This is a genomic window from Streptomyces sp. NPDC041108 (genome assembly GCF_055592645.1).
Genome location: NZ_JBVIYK010000007.1, coordinates 190322 through 206319, shown reverse-complemented (window position 1 = coordinate 206319; position 15998 = coordinate 190322). Strand labels below are relative to the sequence as shown.

At 69.9% G+C, this 15998-nt stretch carries 11 protein-coding genes; 5 read left to right on the top strand and 6 right to left on the bottom strand.

Going from position 1 to position 15998, the window contains the following annotated elements:
- Window positions 1–74: 74 nt before the first annotated feature.
- Window positions 75–1301 carry an NAD(P)/FAD-dependent oxidoreductase gene (locus tag ACZ6BB_RS21555; protein WP_471616759.1) on the bottom strand — a complete coding sequence of 409 codons (1227 nt, stop codon included), beginning with the start codon at window positions 1299–1301 and terminating at the stop codon, window positions 75–77.
- A gap of 156 nt (window positions 1302–1457) precedes the next feature.
- Window positions 1458–2402: an RNA polymerase sigma factor SigJ gene (sigJ, locus tag ACZ6BB_RS21550; protein ID WP_471616758.1), complete on the bottom strand. Its 945-nt coding sequence runs from the start codon at window positions 2400–2402 to the stop codon at window positions 1458–1460.
- A 224-nt stretch (window positions 2403–2626) separates the two neighbouring features.
- Between sigJ and ACZ6BB_RS21545 the strand changes: the two genes are divergently transcribed.
- A complete protein-coding gene (locus ACZ6BB_RS21545; protein WP_471616757.1) occupies window positions 2627–3223 on the top strand; it encodes a hypothetical protein in 597 nt (198 codons plus the stop codon).
- Between the two features lie 292 nt (window positions 3224–3515).
- Entirely contained in the window at window positions 3516–3887 is a 372-nt protein-coding gene (locus tag ACZ6BB_RS21540; protein ID WP_471616756.1) for a DUF418 domain-containing protein, read from the top strand.
- A 26-nt stretch (window positions 3888–3913) separates the two neighbouring features.
- Here ACZ6BB_RS21540 and ACZ6BB_RS21535 read toward each other — a convergent pair whose 3' ends face one another.
- The 3 genes from ACZ6BB_RS21535 to ACZ6BB_RS21525 form a co-directional block, all read right to left on the bottom strand.
- Window positions 3914–5560, bottom strand: coding sequence for a glycoside hydrolase family 27 protein (locus ACZ6BB_RS21535; RefSeq protein WP_471616755.1), 1647 nt, complete (start codon window positions 5558–5560; stop codon window positions 3914–3916).
- Window positions 5561–5645: 85 nt separating this feature from the next.
- Window positions 5646–7058 carry a non-reducing end alpha-L-arabinofuranosidase family hydrolase gene (locus ACZ6BB_RS21530; RefSeq protein ID WP_471616754.1) on the bottom strand — a complete coding sequence of 471 codons (1413 nt, stop codon included), beginning with the start codon at window positions 7056–7058 and terminating at the stop codon, window positions 5646–5648.
- Between the two features lie 164 nt (window positions 7059–7222).
- Entirely contained in the window at window positions 7223–9529 is a 2307-nt protein-coding gene (locus tag ACZ6BB_RS21525; RefSeq protein ID WP_471616753.1) for a beta-L-arabinofuranosidase domain-containing protein, read from the bottom strand.
- A 618-nt stretch (window positions 9530–10147) separates the two neighbouring features.
- Here ACZ6BB_RS21525 and ACZ6BB_RS21520 point away from each other — a divergent pair.
- The 3 genes from ACZ6BB_RS21520 to ACZ6BB_RS21510 all read left to right on the top strand — a co-directional run bounded on the left by ACZ6BB_RS21520 (window position 10148) and on the right by ACZ6BB_RS21510 (window position 14752).
- A complete protein-coding gene (locus ACZ6BB_RS21520) occupies window positions 10148–12100 on the top strand; it encodes an alpha-L-fucosidase (RefSeq protein WP_471616752.1) in 1953 nt (650 codons plus the stop codon).
- Window positions 12101–12249: 149 nt separating this feature from the next.
- Window positions 12250–13329, top strand: coding sequence for a homoserine dehydrogenase (locus ACZ6BB_RS21515; RefSeq protein WP_471616751.1), 1080 nt, complete (start codon window positions 12250–12252; stop codon window positions 13327–13329).
- Complete coding sequence (locus tag ACZ6BB_RS21510) at window positions 13322–14752, top strand: aldehyde dehydrogenase family protein (RefSeq protein ID WP_471616750.1); 1431 nt, start codon at window positions 13322–13324, stop codon at window positions 14750–14752. The genes ACZ6BB_RS21515 and ACZ6BB_RS21510 overlap by 8 nt, the downstream gene beginning before the upstream one ends.
- A 253-nt stretch (window positions 14753–15005) precedes the next feature.
- Here ACZ6BB_RS21510 and ACZ6BB_RS21505 read toward each other — a convergent pair whose 3' ends face one another.
- Window positions 15006–15959 (bottom strand): LysR family transcriptional regulator, encoded by a 954-nt coding sequence (locus ACZ6BB_RS21505; RefSeq protein WP_471616749.1) that lies wholly within the window; start codon window positions 15957–15959, stop codon window positions 15006–15008.
- Window positions 15960–15998 lie beyond the last annotated feature (39 nt).

The following is a 15998-nucleotide window of genomic DNA, read 5'->3' as shown; positions in this document are numbered from 1 at the left end:
TGTACTGCGGTGCGGACGCTCCGGCGCAGTACGGGCCGGACCACGTCGTCCGGGGCCGGGCCGCGCCGGCGGGGTCAAGCCGCGGCCTCCACCGCCGAGTCCGCCTGCCCCGCCGGGGCGTACGCACCCACCTGGTCCGACGGCTGTACCGCTCGGCGCCGGCGGACCGGCATGCCCACGGTCGGGTGGGCGACGCTCCAGGCCGCGCCCTTGCAGATGATCTCCTTGTAGGCGGCGGCGAGGCGGCCGGTGAGAGCCTTGGGGAGCGTCTGGTCGTCCGCGGTGACGAACTGGATCAGGCCCTCCTTGCGGCCGAGCGAGATGCACTGCTGGAAGTAGCGGATCGAGTTCTTCGGCAGCTTCGTGCCGGTGAGGCGGGCCGCGACGGTGTCGGCGGCCAGCCACGCGCTGGGCACGCCGGAGGCGCACGACATCCGCAGCGGCTTGTCTCCTGGGCCCATCACGAGGGCCGCGTCGCCGATCGCGTACACCTCGGGGTGCGAGACCGAGCGCAGGCTCGCGTCGACCACGATCTGGCCCGTGCCGGAGACCTCCAGTGCGCTCGCCTCGGCGATCGGGTGGACGGCGAAGCCGGTGGCCCACACGGTGACGGCGGCCGGGAGGGACACGCCGTCGGCCAGGACGTGGTCGGCCTCGACGGCGGTGACGGCGGCGTGCTCGTGCACCGTGATGCCGAGTCCGGCGAAGACCTTCCGCAGATGCCCTCGGCCCTTGTCGGAGAGCCAGTCGCCGAAGCCGCCGCGAGCCACGAGAGCGACGTCCAGGTCCGGGCGGGACTCCGCGATCTCGGTCGCGGCCTCCAGGCCGGTGAGTCCGCCGCCGACGATCACCACGGGCTGTCCCGCGTCCAGCCGGGCCAGCCGCTCGCGCAGCCGGAGCGCTCCCGGGCGGCTGGAGATCTCGTGGGCGTGCTCGGCGGTGCCGGGGACGCCCTGGGGGTTCCAGCCGCTGCCGAGGGCGTAGACGAGGGTGTCGTACTCCAGTTCCTGCTGCCCGGCGCCGTGCGCGTCGGTCACGGTGACGGTCCTGCGGTCGGCGTCGACGCCCGCGACCTCGGCGACCTTCACCTCGACGCCGGTGCCCGCGAACATCTCCGCGAAGGGGCGGGACTTGAGCTCCTGGCCGACCGCGACCTGGTGCATCCGGACGCGTTCGACGAAGTCGGGCTCGGAGTTGACGAGGGTGATGGCGACGTCTGCGCGGTGCAGCCGCTTGGCGAGGCGCCCGGCGGCGGAGGCTCCGGTGTAGCCGGCTCCGAGGACGATGATGCGGTGCTGCATGTTCTGCTCCTGTCTGCGCGGATCTGACGCTTGCCCTGCTCGGTTACGCCCCTTGAACCGGGCAGCCCGCGATTTCCTGACAGGATCGGGATGTGAAGCAGGTCACACTCTCCTCGGAGAGTGTGACCCGGTGCGCAGAAGGGTGCCGGAAGCGGCTCAGAAGGCGTGGAACAGGGGTTCTCCGTGCTCGGTGGCCGCCCACACCTCGGTCGCGCGTTCCAGCTTGTCGGGGTTGACCTGGCTACGGAAGGCGAGGATGCCGTCCGCGCCGATCTCCAGGCAGACGATCCCGACGACCCGGCCGTCGACGACCGCGAGGATCGCGGGGCCGCCGTTGGCCGTCGAGATGTGGATCTCGGGTGAGCCGCCGACCATGGCCCGCTTGACCGGAGCCGGTTTGAACAGGCCCCGCATGAACTTCGCGACCGCGAGAGCGCCCTCGAACGCCTTGGCGCGGGCCGGGACCTTGCCACCGCCGTCGCCGACCGCGATGGCGTCCGCGGTGAGCAGCTTGACCAGCGGCTCGGTCCTCCCGCTGGTGGCCGCCGCGAGGAACTCCTCGACGATCAGCCGGGCCGCCGCCTCGTCGATCTCCGTACGGGCCTTGCCCGCCGCCACGTGCTTCTTCGCACGGTGGAAGATCTGCTGGCTGGCCGCCTCGCTGATGTCGAGGATCTCGGCGATCTCCCGGTGCGGATAGTCGAAGGCCTCCTTCAGCACGTACACCGCCCGCTCGTTGGGACTGAGGCGCTCCAGCAGGGTGAGGACCGCGTACGAGACGGATTCGCGCTGTTCGGCGGTGTCGGCGGGGCCCAGCATCGGGTCACCGGCGAGCAGCGGCTCGGGCAGCCACTGGCCCACGTACGTCTCCCGGCGTGCGCGGGCCGAGGTGAGCTGGTTGAGGCACAGGTTGGTGAGCACCTTCGTCAGCCAGGCCTCGGGGACCTCGATGCGGTCCATGTCGGCCGCCTGCCAGCGCAGGAACGTCTCCTGCACGGCGTCCTCCGCCTCGCCCGCCGATCCCAGGAGGCGGTAGGCGATCGCCTCCAGACGGGGTCTCGTCGCCTCGAACCGGTCCACGTCGTGCGTCGTCAGCGCCATGGTGCGGATCTTAGTACTGGGACGGTTCGGGGGCGTCGACTCGTTGCCGACCGGATGCGGACCTGACCGTGCGTCACCCGACGGCTGCCGGACGGCAGTCGATCGCGATCACGCAAGTGCTCCTCAGCCGATCGCGTTCACAGAACGGCTCCTTGGGATCGGTCCGCCGACTCCAGCCGACCGCCTATACCGCCTATGCTGCGGCGAGGTGAGGGGAGACGTGTATGAGTAGGCCCGGCAGCCGGATGCTGACCTGGGGTTCGGCGTCGGTGTGGGTGATGGCGGCAGTGGTGGCCTGCGGTCACTCCGACCCGGCGGCGGACGACGCCTCCGGGGGCCCCTCCCAGGACTCCTCGGAGTACGCCTCCGAGCTGGGCAGGAGCGACCTCCCCTGGAGCGGCGGGCGCAGTCCCTACAACGCCGAGGTGCGACTCGACGACGGCCGCCGGGTGGCCATGTACTACCTCCGGGACAAAGGGCTCGCCGAACAGCACTACAGTCCTCGCGCGAAGGCGTGGACCGAGGCGACCGTCATCCACCGCACCGAGGCCGACGCCTGCCAGGGCATCGAGCTGCGGGCCCAGGCAGGGACCGTCGCCGCGATCGCGGACTTCGGGCCCTACTGCAACGACGGAGAACCCCCGACCGAGTCCATCGCGGCCGTCGGGGTGGACGGCCTGACCCGCTGGGACGTCAACGTCACCAAGGATTTCGACGGCTGGGAGCGGGCCTCCGTCTCCGAAGACGGGAGTGAGGTCGTCTTCAAGAGGAGCACCACCCTGCGCTGGAGCCGTGCCGACGGGTTCGCCGAGCAGCAGTAGCCGCCGTCGGCCCCGAGGGCCGTGGCCGGGGCGTCGCTCGCCCGCGACCGAACGCACCTGAGACGGCGGAGCGGGTCGTAGGCGTCGGCGATCTCGGGCATGGCGCCGGGCCGCCTCGGCCTGTCCTCCGGTACGGTCCGCCGGCGCCCGGCCGCGCTCGGCGCCGCCCTCACCGTCACCGCGTACGGCATGTCCCTTCTGCTCGCCGGCCAGGGCGCGTTGCGGACCCTCATGAAGGCGGGTCGTCCTCGGGTTCCGGTTCGATGCCCCCGGCGGCGGGTCGCTCCCCGACATGCCGGCCTCGTTGCTCCTGACGGCCGGGCCGCACAGCGGCACCACGTTCGACCTCATCGGCAGCGTCGGAGTCGCGATCCTCGTGATCGTGGGCGCGACGGCGGCGACGGACCGACTGCCCCGGTTGCGCCGCCCGGCGCAACCGGTCGTCGCCGTAGGGACCATGTCCCTGACCGCCCATGTCGGCCTTTTCCTCGCACAGTCCGTCCTGCCCGGGGCCGGGGGACGGCGTTCAGCAGTCCTGGGTGCCGCTGCTCACGTACGTCACGGGGCGATCGTGTTCGCCACGATCTGGTCCCGCTTCTTCCGCCGCGGCCCCCCGGAGTATCTGCTCAACGCCGCCACCGAGCCGGTCAACCACGTGCGGTGAACCACATCAGGTGAGGCCGGGGCGGGTCACGGGAGCCTGGTCCACCTCTGGTTGTTCTGGCCGTTGCAGGTCCACAGGATGGCCGGGGTCCCGTTGACGGTCGCGCCCTGTTGGGCGTCCAGGCACAGGCCGGCGTGGACGTTGCGGACCGACCCGTCGGCCTGCACGGTCCACTTCTGGTTGTTCTGGCCGTTGCACGGCCAGATGATGACCCGGGTGCCGTTGGTGGTGCCCTGGTTGTACGCGTCCAGGCACTTGTCGCCGTAGACACGGATCTCGCCGCCCGCCCAGGTGGTCCAGAGCTGGTCGGCGGTGGTCTGGCAGTCCCAGATCACCGCCGCCGTCCCGGCCGCGGTGGAGGACCGGTCCAGGTCCAGGCAGCGGCCGGATCCGGTACCGCGCAGGCGGGCGGTGGTGGAGGCCACCGGGCTGCCGCCGGTCATCCTGAACACGGCGGCACCGTGCGCCGGTACGCTCGCGGAGATCTGGCCGGAGGTGCTCGACGTGCCGCCGGTCCACAGGTCGGTGAGGGTGAACGGCCCTCCGGTGAGGCCGACCTGCGCCGCCGTGGCGGTGACGGTCGTGGCGCTCCCTCCCCGGTTGAGCAGGCCCACGGCGACCGAACCGTCGGAGAGGGGCTTGGCGAACACCTCGGTGTCGCCGTCGTCGCGCACCCTGCGTCCGCCCGCGCCGAGGGAGTCCTGGTTCACCGCGATCAGGCGCGGGTTGCGCAGGATCGCGCTCACGTCGGCCGACATGGTGCGGATGTCGTTGCCGGCCATGAGCGGGGCCGAGAGCAGCGACCACAGGGCGAAGTGGGAGCGGGACTCGGTCAGTGACAGACCGGGACGGCCGACGACCAGCATGTCGGGGTCGTTCCAGTGGCCCGGACCCGACTGGGCGGCCAACGGAGCGGTGATGTCCAGGACGTTGCCGACGCCCATCGGATAGCTGTTGGTGTTGCCGTTCTGCCAGATGTCGAGCAGGTCCTCGGTCGTCCGCCACAGGTCGGCGACCTGGCCCCAGTCGTAGGTGTTGCCGGTGGGGGCGTGGAAGCTGTTGGGGTTGATGCTGTAGACGATCGGCCGCCCGGTGGCGCGCAGGGCGTCGCGCATGAGGGTGAACTGCGCGATCTGCTGATCGAGGGTGCCGCTGCCGGAGCACCAGTCGTACTTGAGGTAGTCCACGCCCCAGGAGGCGAACGTGGTGGCGTCCTGGGCCTCGTGCCCCTTGCTGCCGGTGGAGCCGGGGTAGGTGCCCACGCCCTGCGCGCAGGTGCGCTCGTTGGGAGCCTGGTAGATGCCGAACTTCAGGCCCTTGCCGTGGATGTAGTCCCCGAGCGCCTTCATGCCGCTGGGGAACTTGGTCGGGTTGGCCCGGAGGTTGCCCGACGCGTCGCGCTGGGGATCGAACCAGCAGTCGTCGACCACCACGTACCGGTAGCCGGCGTCCCGCATCCCGGAGGACACCATCGCGTCGGTGGCCTGGCGGACCTGCGCCTCGGTGATCCCGCACCCGAAACTGTTCCAGCTGTTCCAGCCCAGCGGCGGGGTGACGGCGGGGCTGCCCGGCGCGGCCTCGGCGCTCGTGCCGGCGGAGGCGGTGACGCAGGCGGTGAGCGTCAGTGCGGTGGCCGCGAAGAGACGTAGCAGTCGCTTGTGCAGGGGAACCATGGGAGGTCCTTCCTGGCCCGTACGGCGGAAGCCGTCCGTGCGGGCCTCGGGGGCACGGTCACGAGCTGGTGATCATGTGCGGAGGTCAGCGCTGCAGGGTGAGCAGCCCCGGCCTGTACGGCAGTTCCACATAGGGGGTGTTCGACGGGGTGTTGGGGGACAGGCCCTGGTAGAGGAACTGCAGGTTGCAGGGGTCGACGGTCATGGTCTGGTCGGGGTTGTCGCGGACCAGGTCGCCGTGGCTGATGTCGTTGGTCCAGGTTGCGCCGCTGTTGGCCTTGCCGGCGAAGGGGTTGCTCTCCGTGGCGGCCTGCGGGGTCCACGCACCGTTCAGGCTGGAGGCCGTGAACGAGCGGAAGAACCGCTGCTCGTTCGCGCCCCGAGCCTCGACGATCATGAGGTACTGGTTCTGGCCCTGGACCTTGTAGACCTGCGGCGCCTCGAACAGGTTCTTCACGGTGTCGCTCATGATCGTCGTGTACGACGAGCCGAAGCTCGCCGGGAAGTTTCCGATCGGCATGGCCGACCTGTAGATCTGGCCGTTGTCACCGGCGAAGAACATGTACATGTTCTGGCTGTCGGCGATCAGGGTCGGGTCGATCGCGCTGCCGTTGGGGACACTGCCGGTGAACAGCGGCTGCGGCGCGGACCAGCCGTTGGGGTTGGTGGGGTCGCTCGACGTCCGGTAGACGAAGGGCCACTGGGTCCCCCACCCGTTCGAGGTCAGCACCCAGATGTTCTTGGGCGCGAAGTGGAACAGCGTGGGAGCCACCGCCCCCTGGTTCATCTGGGTCTGGGGGGCCGAGGCCATGTCGGACCAGTTCGTGAAGGGGCTGAACATCATCGAGTGCCATCCCGATCCCGAAGCGTTCGTCGCGTAGACCAGGTGCTTGCCGTTGTACGTCACGGTGGTGAAGTCCTTCAGCGAGTACCACCCGTTCGACGGCTGCGCCAACGGACCGGTCGAGCTCCACCGGTACGTCGACGGGAGAGAGCACGCGCTGCCCGACCCGGACAGGCCGGTCCACTTCTGACTGCCGGAGCCGTTGCAGTTCGCGAGCTGCACCGCCGTGCCGTTGGCCGTGGCGCCGCCCGACACGTCGAGGCACAGCCCGGACTCCACGCCGACGACCGTGCCGTCGGCGTTCACCCGCCACTGCTGGTTCGTGCCGCCGTTGCAGGCCCAGATCACCGGTCGGGTCCCGGCCGTGGTGGCGTGCCCCGGAACGTCCAGGCACTTGTTGCCGTACACGGTCAGGCGGTTGTCGTCCGTCAGTGTCCATTGCTGGTTGGTCCCGCCCCAGCAGTCCCAGATCTGCACGTTCGTCCCGTCGGCCTGGTTGGCGCCCGGCACATCGAGGCACCGGCCGGAGCCGGCACCCCGCAGGGCGCCGCTGGTGGCCGCCTGGGCGGGGTGGGCGACGAGGGTCGTCGCCGAGGCGACCAGGGCCGCGAGGAGCAGGGACAGACGTCCACGGCGGAAGGTACGGCGGGGCACGGGGACCTCGTTTCTTCGGGGAGCGGTGGTCCCCTCGGTCCGGCACGGAACGCCCGGACCGAGGGGCGGCGACCGGACCCTGCCGTTCGGCCATTCGAACGACGGTCGGGGCGTCGGGCAGTCGTAGGGGTGGGGCGCGATCAGGACACGGCTGTGTGGTGGTCTCAGTTCTTCACGATGCGCCAGCGGTTGTCGGCGGTGCCGTCGTCCGGGGCCTGGACCGCGAACGCGCCGACTGCGGTGGAGTTGTTCGCGATGGCGAGGAGCTTGCCGCTGTTCGCGTTGCGGATCTTGTAGGTCCCGTCTCCCTGGTCGAGCAGCGTCCACCGGTGGTCGGCGGTGCCGGTGTCCGACCACTGCAGGACCGTCGCGTTGTCGGCCGTGGACATGTCCTGGACACCGAGCACCTTGCCGCTGTGGGCATTGCGGAGGCGGACCGCGCTTCCGTCGGTGATCATCTGCCAGTCGTGGTCGGCGGTGCCCGAGTCGTTCCACTGCAGGGCCCGGCCGCCGTCGGCCGTGGACATGTTCTGGATGCCCAGCACGAGTCCGCTTCCGACGTTGGTCAGACGGACGGTGTCGCTGGTGTTCCAGTAGACCGTGTAGTTGTGGCCGTGCGCGTCGTGGAAGGGACCCAGGTTGACGGTGGAGCCGTTGGCGGTGGCGGTGAAGGCGAGCGAACTGCCGCTGGTCCGGGTGATCGACGACGTGTTCAGCGACGGCAGGGAACTGAGCGTGGAATCACCGTAGTTGCCGGACAGGACGACCGGGCCGTAGGTGATCGCGGCGACGTTCGCGTTGTCGTTGGCCGCTCGCATGACGATCCGCATGGGCAGACGGACGGTGACCGTGTCGCCGGAGGTCCAGGAGCGGGTCAGGGTGGCGTAGTTGCCGGGTGTGGTGGTGATGTTCTGTGCCGTGCCGTTGACGCTGACGGTGGCCCCGGCGGTCCATCCCGGGATGCGCAGGCGCATCGACCAGGTTCCGCCGACGCTGCCGGTGACCCGCAGGGTGGTGGTGTCGCCGGCAGGGTAGGCGGTGGTCTGGGTGACCGTGATTCCGCGCTCCGACCAGTTGAGCACCGAGGGCACGAACAGGTTCACGATCAGGGTGGTGTCACTGCGGAAGTAGATGGAGTCCATCAGCCTGGTGTGCATCTCCAGGCCCGTTCCCTGGCAGCACCAGAACGTGCCGTAGTCGGTGCTCCAGGTGCCGCCGCCCCACGCCGGGCCCACGCCGCGTCGGCCTCCCGGCTTGAGCGGGGTGAAATAGGTGACGTGGCCGTGGTCGTCGGCCGGGTTCTGCTGTCCGATCATCTGGTTCAGCCAGGCCCGCTCGTAGTAGTCGAACAGCGCGACCCGGTCCGGGTCCAGGGCGAACAGTTCCCGGGTGAGGACGAGCATGTTGAAGGTGTTGCAGCTTTCGCAGGTGTCCTGGTTCAGGTAGCCGGCGATGGCGTTCGGGGCGCGGAAGTGCTCCGCCTGGCTGTTGCCGCCGATGGCATAGGTGTGCGCGCCGACGCAGATGTTCCAGGCGTTCGTGGCGATGTCCCGGTAACGGGTGGTGCCGGTTGCCTTGTACGCGCGGGCCGCCCCGATCCACTTCGGTACCTGGGTGTTGGCGTGCAGTCCGCTGAGCCGGTCCTGGTTCGACGCCAGCGGGTCGAACACCGCGGCGTGGTCGAACCGCCGGGCGGCGGTGAGCCACCGGGCGTCGCCGGTCTGCTGGTAGAGATCGGTCAGTACGGCGTTCATGCCGCCGAACTCGGTCTGCAGCATGGCCTGCATCTGCTGGCCGCTCAGCCGGCCGGTACGCCAGTCGACCCAGCCCGCCAGAGCGAGCAGCACGTCACGGGCCTGAGTGCTGCCGATGTGGCGCCAGACGTCCAGAAGGCCCACGAGGGTCTTGTGGATGGTGTAGTACGGCACGTTGCCGTTGCTCAGGGTCCGCTGCTCAAGAGCGGTGAAGTCGGACTCGGGATAACCGGAGAGGTACCCGGCGTTGAAACCGGCGGCGCTGTTGTTGGCCTGGCACTTGGCCAGTTCCGCGACCATGCGGGTCGCCTTGTCCCGGCAGGTGGTGTCCCCGGTCACCGCGTAGAGCTGGGCCCAGGCCGTGAGGAAGTGCCCCTGGACGTGGGTGCGGAAGGGGAACGTCGGCGCGTCCCAGCCGCCGGTGGCGACGGCCCCGGCGGTCGACAGCCGGTGGTTGGCGCGGAAGTTGTACAGCAGCCGGTCGACATCGACGAATCGCAGGTAGTTCCGCGTACGGTCCTGGTTGTCCAGCCACCGGCCGGCGGTGAGCCGGACCTGGTCGAGTCCGAAGGGGTGTGCGGAGACGCCGATGTCGGCTCGTGCGGGAGGGACGGCAGCGTGGGCGGCGGACGAGCCGATGAGGGATCCGGCGGCAGAGGCGGCCGCGGTGGCCCCGGCGGCTTGCAGGAGGCGCCGTCTGCTGACGGGGGAGGCCATCTTGGACCTTTCGGTGAGGAGAGAGCGACAGCTCGGTCGCTGTGGCGTTGACTCACGGATCCGGCAGTCGGGTGCGGCACGAACACGGGCATCGGCATCGCGGCGGAGGCCTGGAACGCGGCCGTCGTCCTGACCGCCGGGCCCGAGTCCACGGAGGGCCCGGTCCCCTCTGCCCGCTCCACTGATACATGGGATGGATTAAGGGACAAGAAGTTGTCCGTGTCTAGTCATGCGGCAGGAAATACTCGGCTGCTTCGGGGAGATGTGTCCGACTGGCGCTCTGGTGCTGATCCAGACATTGGATGTGCGCCGGGGTGAGTTCGACAAGCGCAAGAGCTGAATGTGGTCATCGTGCCCGTCGACCCGGAGAGCGTCCTGCGCCTCGAAACATGGCATGTCTGGGATGGTTCGGTCAGGAGCTTATCCTGATAAATCTAGCCAACTCATACTCTGTGAAGACACTTTCATCCTCTTACCCGTTGACATGGGGCAGCCGCGTCATCGAACTTCATGCGTAACACCCGGCGCCGTAGAGCCAGAACCGCTCCCAGCCCGCCAGCCGCCCCACCTGCCCCACTCCGGCCATCTGAATCACCGTCAACAGGAGTGAGTACACCCATGTCGTCAGGAAACCTGTCCCGCCGCGCGCTGTTGGGTGCCGCGGGGGCCGCTGCCGCCACCACCGCCCTGCCCGTGATCCCCGCGTTGTCGCCGCTGCTCGCGCAGGCGGCCGCGGCGGACCCCCAGACGAATCTGGAGAAGCTGGTGAACATGCGGTTCGGCATGTTCAACCACTTCAGCCTGGGCACGTTCACCGACGAGGAGTGGGCGGCCCCGAACCAGAACCCCGCTCTGTTCGCGCCCACGGCCGTGGACTGCGCCCAGTGGGCCGCCGCCGCGGCGGCGGCGAAGATGAGCTACGGCATCCTGACCACCAAGCACCACGACGGCTTCGCGCTGTGGCCGAGCGCGTACGGCACCCAGAACGTCGCGAACAGCTCCTACAAGCAGGACGTGGTGAAGGCGTACTGTGACGCCTTCCGCGCGAAGGGACTGAAGGTCGGGTTCTACTACTCGATCTGGGACCGCACCTTCGGCGTCGAGGCGTGGGAGAGCCGGCACAAGGTGTCCGGACTTGAGGCAACGGACGCCATCCAGCCCGGCGACATGACCTTCATGCTCGGTCAGATCACCGAACTGCTCACCGACTACGGCACCATCGACATGTTCATCACCGACGGCTACGCATGGCAGATGGGCCAGCAGTCCGTCTCCTACCAGCGCATCCGCGAACACGTGAAGTCTCTCCAGCCGGACATCGTCATGATCGACCACGGTGCCCTGTCTGTGCCGTTCCTCGGCGACGCGATCTACTTCGAGGAGCCGCTGGGCGTCTCGGCGCCGGCCGGGAACACCTACGCCGCCACGCAGGGGCAGACGATCAGCAATGGCTGGTTCTGGCATCCGTCCACGCCGACCGAGGGCCTGATGAGCAAGGACGCGATCCTGTCGCATCTGGCCGACCTGGAGCCCAAGTACACCTCGTTCATCCTCAACTGCCCGCCCAACCGCAACGGCAGGCTGGACACCAACGTCGTCAACCGACTCGCCGAGGTCGGAGCGGCCTGGAGCCCCGACACCTCAAGGCCACCCCTGCCCACCCAACTGCCGCGCGCCGAACACCCCGTGACCCCCGTCAGCGCCTACGCGACCGCGTTCCGCGCCGGTGAGGGCCCGCTGAACGCCATCGACGGACTGAGCGACAAGGGCTACGAGACCTGCTGGTCGACATGGGGGCTGTCGACGCCCCTGCCCCACTCGATCACGATCGATCTGGGCGGTGTGTGGAGCAATGTCTCCACCTTGGAGTACCTGCCCAAGCAGTGGAACCGCACCGGCACCACCGACGGCGACATCACCTCGTACACCATCTCCACCAGCACCGACGGCACGACCTTCACGCAGGTCGCCACCGGCACCTGGGCCGGCGACCGCGCCACCAAGGTCGCCGAATGGCCGGCCCGGAACGTCGGCTTCGTGCGGATCCGGGCCAACGCGGCCACCGGCGGCTATGCCAACATGGGCGGCGTCCACATCGGCGGCCGGACGGCCGAGCCGGCACTGGTGTCGAGAGTCCTGCCGGGCGACGGCACCGTCTACCGCCTCGTCAACCGCAAGAGCGGCAAGGTGGCCGACGTGTACGACTTCGGCACCGCCAACGGCACCAACATCCAGCAGTGGCCCTGGCTGAACAACGCCACCCAGAAGTGGACCTTCACCTCCACCGGAGACGGCTACCACGAGATCAAGGGCGTCAACAGCCGCAAACTCATGGAAGTGGCCGGGCTCTCCCGCGACGACGGCGGCAATGTGGCCATCTACGCCGACTCCGACGTCCCCCAGCAGCACTGGGCCGTCACGCCCACCGGCGACGGCCACTACTTCCTCCTCAACCGCTACAGCGGACTCTGCCTCGCCGTCGACGAGGGCAGCACCGCCGACGGAGCCAACATCGAACAGCAGTCGTACGCTGCACAGCCCCAGCAGCAATGGCAGATCATCGCCCTGTGACGACAGGGCCCAGGGGCGGGCGAATCGCCGCCGGACACGGCAGATCGGCATGCGTCGTGGCCGTTGTGACAGGGAGCGGGTGACAGGCGGACAAGCGAGGCTCTGAGCAGCCGCACCGTCAAGGCGGCGGACTGCGAAGGAGCGATCTCATGGGCCGATACGATCTCGCCCTCATCGGCTTCGGCGGCGTCAACCGCGCGCTCGCCGAACTCATAGCCCACAGCGGGGAACGCCTGGCGAAGGAACTGGGCTTCGCCCTGCGGGTGGTGGCGATCACCGATCTACGGGCCGGTTCCCTGGTGGACACCGACGGCATCGATCTGGCGCCGCTCCTGGCCGCCGACCCCGGAGAACTGAGCTTCGCGGACCTCGCCGGCGGCAGCGCGGAGCCTCGCAACGAGTGGGTGATCCGCGAGGTCCCGGCCGACATCGTCGTGGAGGCGACGTTCACCAACCCCACCGACGGCGAGCCCGCCCTGTCCCACGTGCGCTGGGCCCTGGAATCGGGCAAACACGTGACCACCACCAACAAGGGGCCCGTCGCGCTCGCCGGCCGCACGCTGAAGCGCCTCGCCGCCGAGCGCGGCCTCAGCTTCGAGTACGAGGGTTCGGTGCTCAGCGGCACCCCCATCCTGCGCACCGCCGAGCGCATGTTCGGCGGCCTGGAGATCACAGGCGTCGAGGGCATCATGAACGGCACCTCGAACTACATCCTCGGCCGACTCGAAGAAGGCGTCGACCTGGCGGCGGCCATCGCCGAAGCCCAGGAGCACGGGTACGCCGAAGCCGACCCCACCGCCGACGTCGAGGGTCACGACGTCCAGCTCAAAGTCATGATCCTCGCCAACGAGGTCCTCGGCGCGGACCTGCGCCGAGAGGACGTCTTCTGCGAGGGCATCTCCGCGATCACCCCCGAGGAGGTGCGGAACGCCGCCTCGAAGGGCCTGCGTTGGAAGCTGGTCGGCTCCGCCACCCGTCACGAGGACGGCAGCGTCGACGCCCGCGTCGCCCCGCTCGCCCTGCCCGCCCAGCACCCGCTCGCGGGGATCTCCGGCCCCGCCAACGCGGTCGCCTTCCACACGGACCTCCTCGGCACCGTCACGGTCTGCGGACCGGGCGCCGGCCGCGTCGAGACCGCCTACGCCCTGCTGTCGGACATCATCGCCATCCACCAGCGCCACGCCGACGACGACGCGCGCCCCGCTCTCCAGGAGACCCACCGTGTCTGACACCGCCGTGCCCGCCGCCATCGAACTCGACACCGCCACCACGCCCGTGCACAACCCCTACACCGGCGAGGTCATCGCCTCGGTGCCCACCGTCGACGAGGGTGCCGTCGGCAGCATCCTGCAGCAGGCCAGGTGCGGGCGACGTACAGCCGCCGCGCTGTCCCGCGCCTCCCGGGCCGCGATACTGGAACGCGCCGCCCACCTGATCGAGCGGCGCGCCGAGTCCTTCGCCCGGCTGATCGTCAGCGAGGCCGGCAAGACCATCACCCAGGCCCGCAAGGAAGTCTCCCGCGCGGTCAACACCCTGTCCCTGTCCGCCGCCGAGGCCCGGCGCAACGCCGGCGAGGTCATCCCCTTCGACTCCTTCGAGGGCTCGGAGAAACGGCAGGGCTGGTTCACCCGCGAACCGCTGGGCATCATCGCCGCCATCACCCCGTTCAACGACCCCCTCAACCTGGTCGCCCACAAGCTCGGCCCGGCCGTCGCCGGAGGCAACGCGGTCATCCTGAAACCGTCCGCGCTGACACCGCTGTCCGCGCTGCGCCTGGTCGACACCCTCATCGAGGCCGGCCTGCCCGAGGAGATCGTCACCGTCGTCAACGGCGACGCCGGGATCGGCGCCGCCGTCGTGGCCGCCCCCGACGTGCGCATGGTGTCCTTCACGGGCGGATTCGCCACCGGCGAGGCCATCTCCCGGACGGCCGGTCTGAAGAAGCTCGCCATGGACCTGGGCGGCAACGCCCCGGTCATCGTCATGGACGACGCGGACCTGGACGAGGCCGTGGCGTCCTGTGTCTCCGGCGCGTTCTGGGCGGCGGGCCAGAACTGCATAGGCACCCAGCGCATCCTGATCGCCCGCGAGGTCTACGAGCGCTTCCGCGACGCCTTCGTCGCCCGCACGGGTCTGCTGCGCGTCGGCGACCCGCTCGACGAGCGCACCGACGTCGGCCCCATGATCACCCCGGAGGCCGCGGCCGCCACCCGGACCAAGGTCGACGCGGCGGTGGCCGAGGGCGCGGCGCTGTTGTGCGGCAACGAGGCCACCGGCGCCCTGTACGCGCCGACCGTCCTGGAAGACGTTCCGGCGACCTGCTCGATCTGGCAGGAGGAGGTGTTCGCCCCGGTCGTCGTGCTGCAGCCGTTCACGTCCTTCGAGGACGCCGTCGAGCAGGCCAACGCCATCGACTACAGCCTCCACGCGGGCATCTTCACCTCTCGCCTGGACCACGCCCTGAACGCGGCCAGGCTGCTGCAAGCCGGCGGAGTCATGATCAACGACTCGTCCGACTACCGCTTCGACGCCATGCCGTTCGGCGGATTCAAGTACGGCAGCATGGGCCGCGAGGGCGTGCGCTTCGCCTTCGAGGAGATGACCCAGCCCAAGGTCGTCTGCGTCAACCACATCGGCGAGGCGACGCGATGACAGCCGTCCGTACCGGACACATGTGACCCTTCCGCGGTACCGAGCACCTGCCGGCGCGGTTCCGGCCGTGGCGGACGGGGCGCGAGAGAGCACCTGGCCCGTGGGCACCCACCGATGTGTTCGACGGGTGCCCCGACCGAGCACATCGAGGTACGACGATGGCGCCGGCCGTCCAGGTGCTCTTCACCGTTGCCCTCCGCGCGGCCGGTCGGCGATGCCGGACAGGGCGAACCCGGTCACCGTGTCCGCGCCGTCAGCCCCGCCGGACCGCGCCGAGCTGGGTCCGGTGCAGATCCGCGGCGGTGAAGCGTTGCGCCACCGTGCGCAGGACGCGGGCCATGGCCTGGGCGGGTGGGGTGGCGGGGCGTGCCGCGGCGCGTGCCAGGAGGATGCGGCGGGTGGGGGCCGGGACGTCGGAGGCGAACGGCAGGAGGCGTACGTCGCTGCGCCGGCTGGTGAGGGCCAGGCGGGGGGCCAGCGCGATGCCCAGACCGGCGGCGACCATGGCCTGCGCCTCCTGGTAGTCGTGCGACGAGTAGGCGATGCGTGGCTCGAAGCCCGCCTGGCGACAGCTTCGGCGCAGCACGTCGGCGACGGGATGGTTGTCGGCGCGGATGATCCACTCCTGGTCGGCGAGGTCGCCGAGACGCACGGAGGGGTGCGTGCGCAGAGGTGAGTCGGCGGGGACGACCAGCACGGTGGGGTCGTCCAGCAGATGGGTGAGGGCGAGCGCCGGGTCGTCGAGGCGGTTCCACTCGTAGTCCCAGAGCAGTCCCTGCTCCACCTCACCGGTGTGCAGCATCTCCCTGAGCTTCGCGAGGACTCCGGCGCGCACCTCGATGCGGATGCCCGCGTGACGACGCCGGAACCGTGTGAGTGCCAGCGGCAGCAGGGACGCGCTCGCGGTGGGGAAGGAACCGAGCCGCAGGGTGCCCTGGTCGAGGGCGGTGAAGGAGTCCAGGTCGGCCTGGGCGGCGCGCAGTTCCCGGCGGATGGTCCGACCGCGCTCGGCCAGCGCGGCACCCGCCGGGGTGGGACGGATACCGCGGGGCAGCCGCTCGATGAGCGGCTGCCCCGCCTCCTGCTCCAGCAGGGACATCTGCTGGGAGGCGGCGGAGGTCGTCATGCCGAGGGCTTCCGCCGCGGCGGTGAGCGAACCGCGTTCGGTGGCCTCGGTGAGCAGCAGCAGGCGGCGCACGTTGAGCATGCCGACGACTTTAGCTGAGCTAAACCCTGGTGAAGCGAA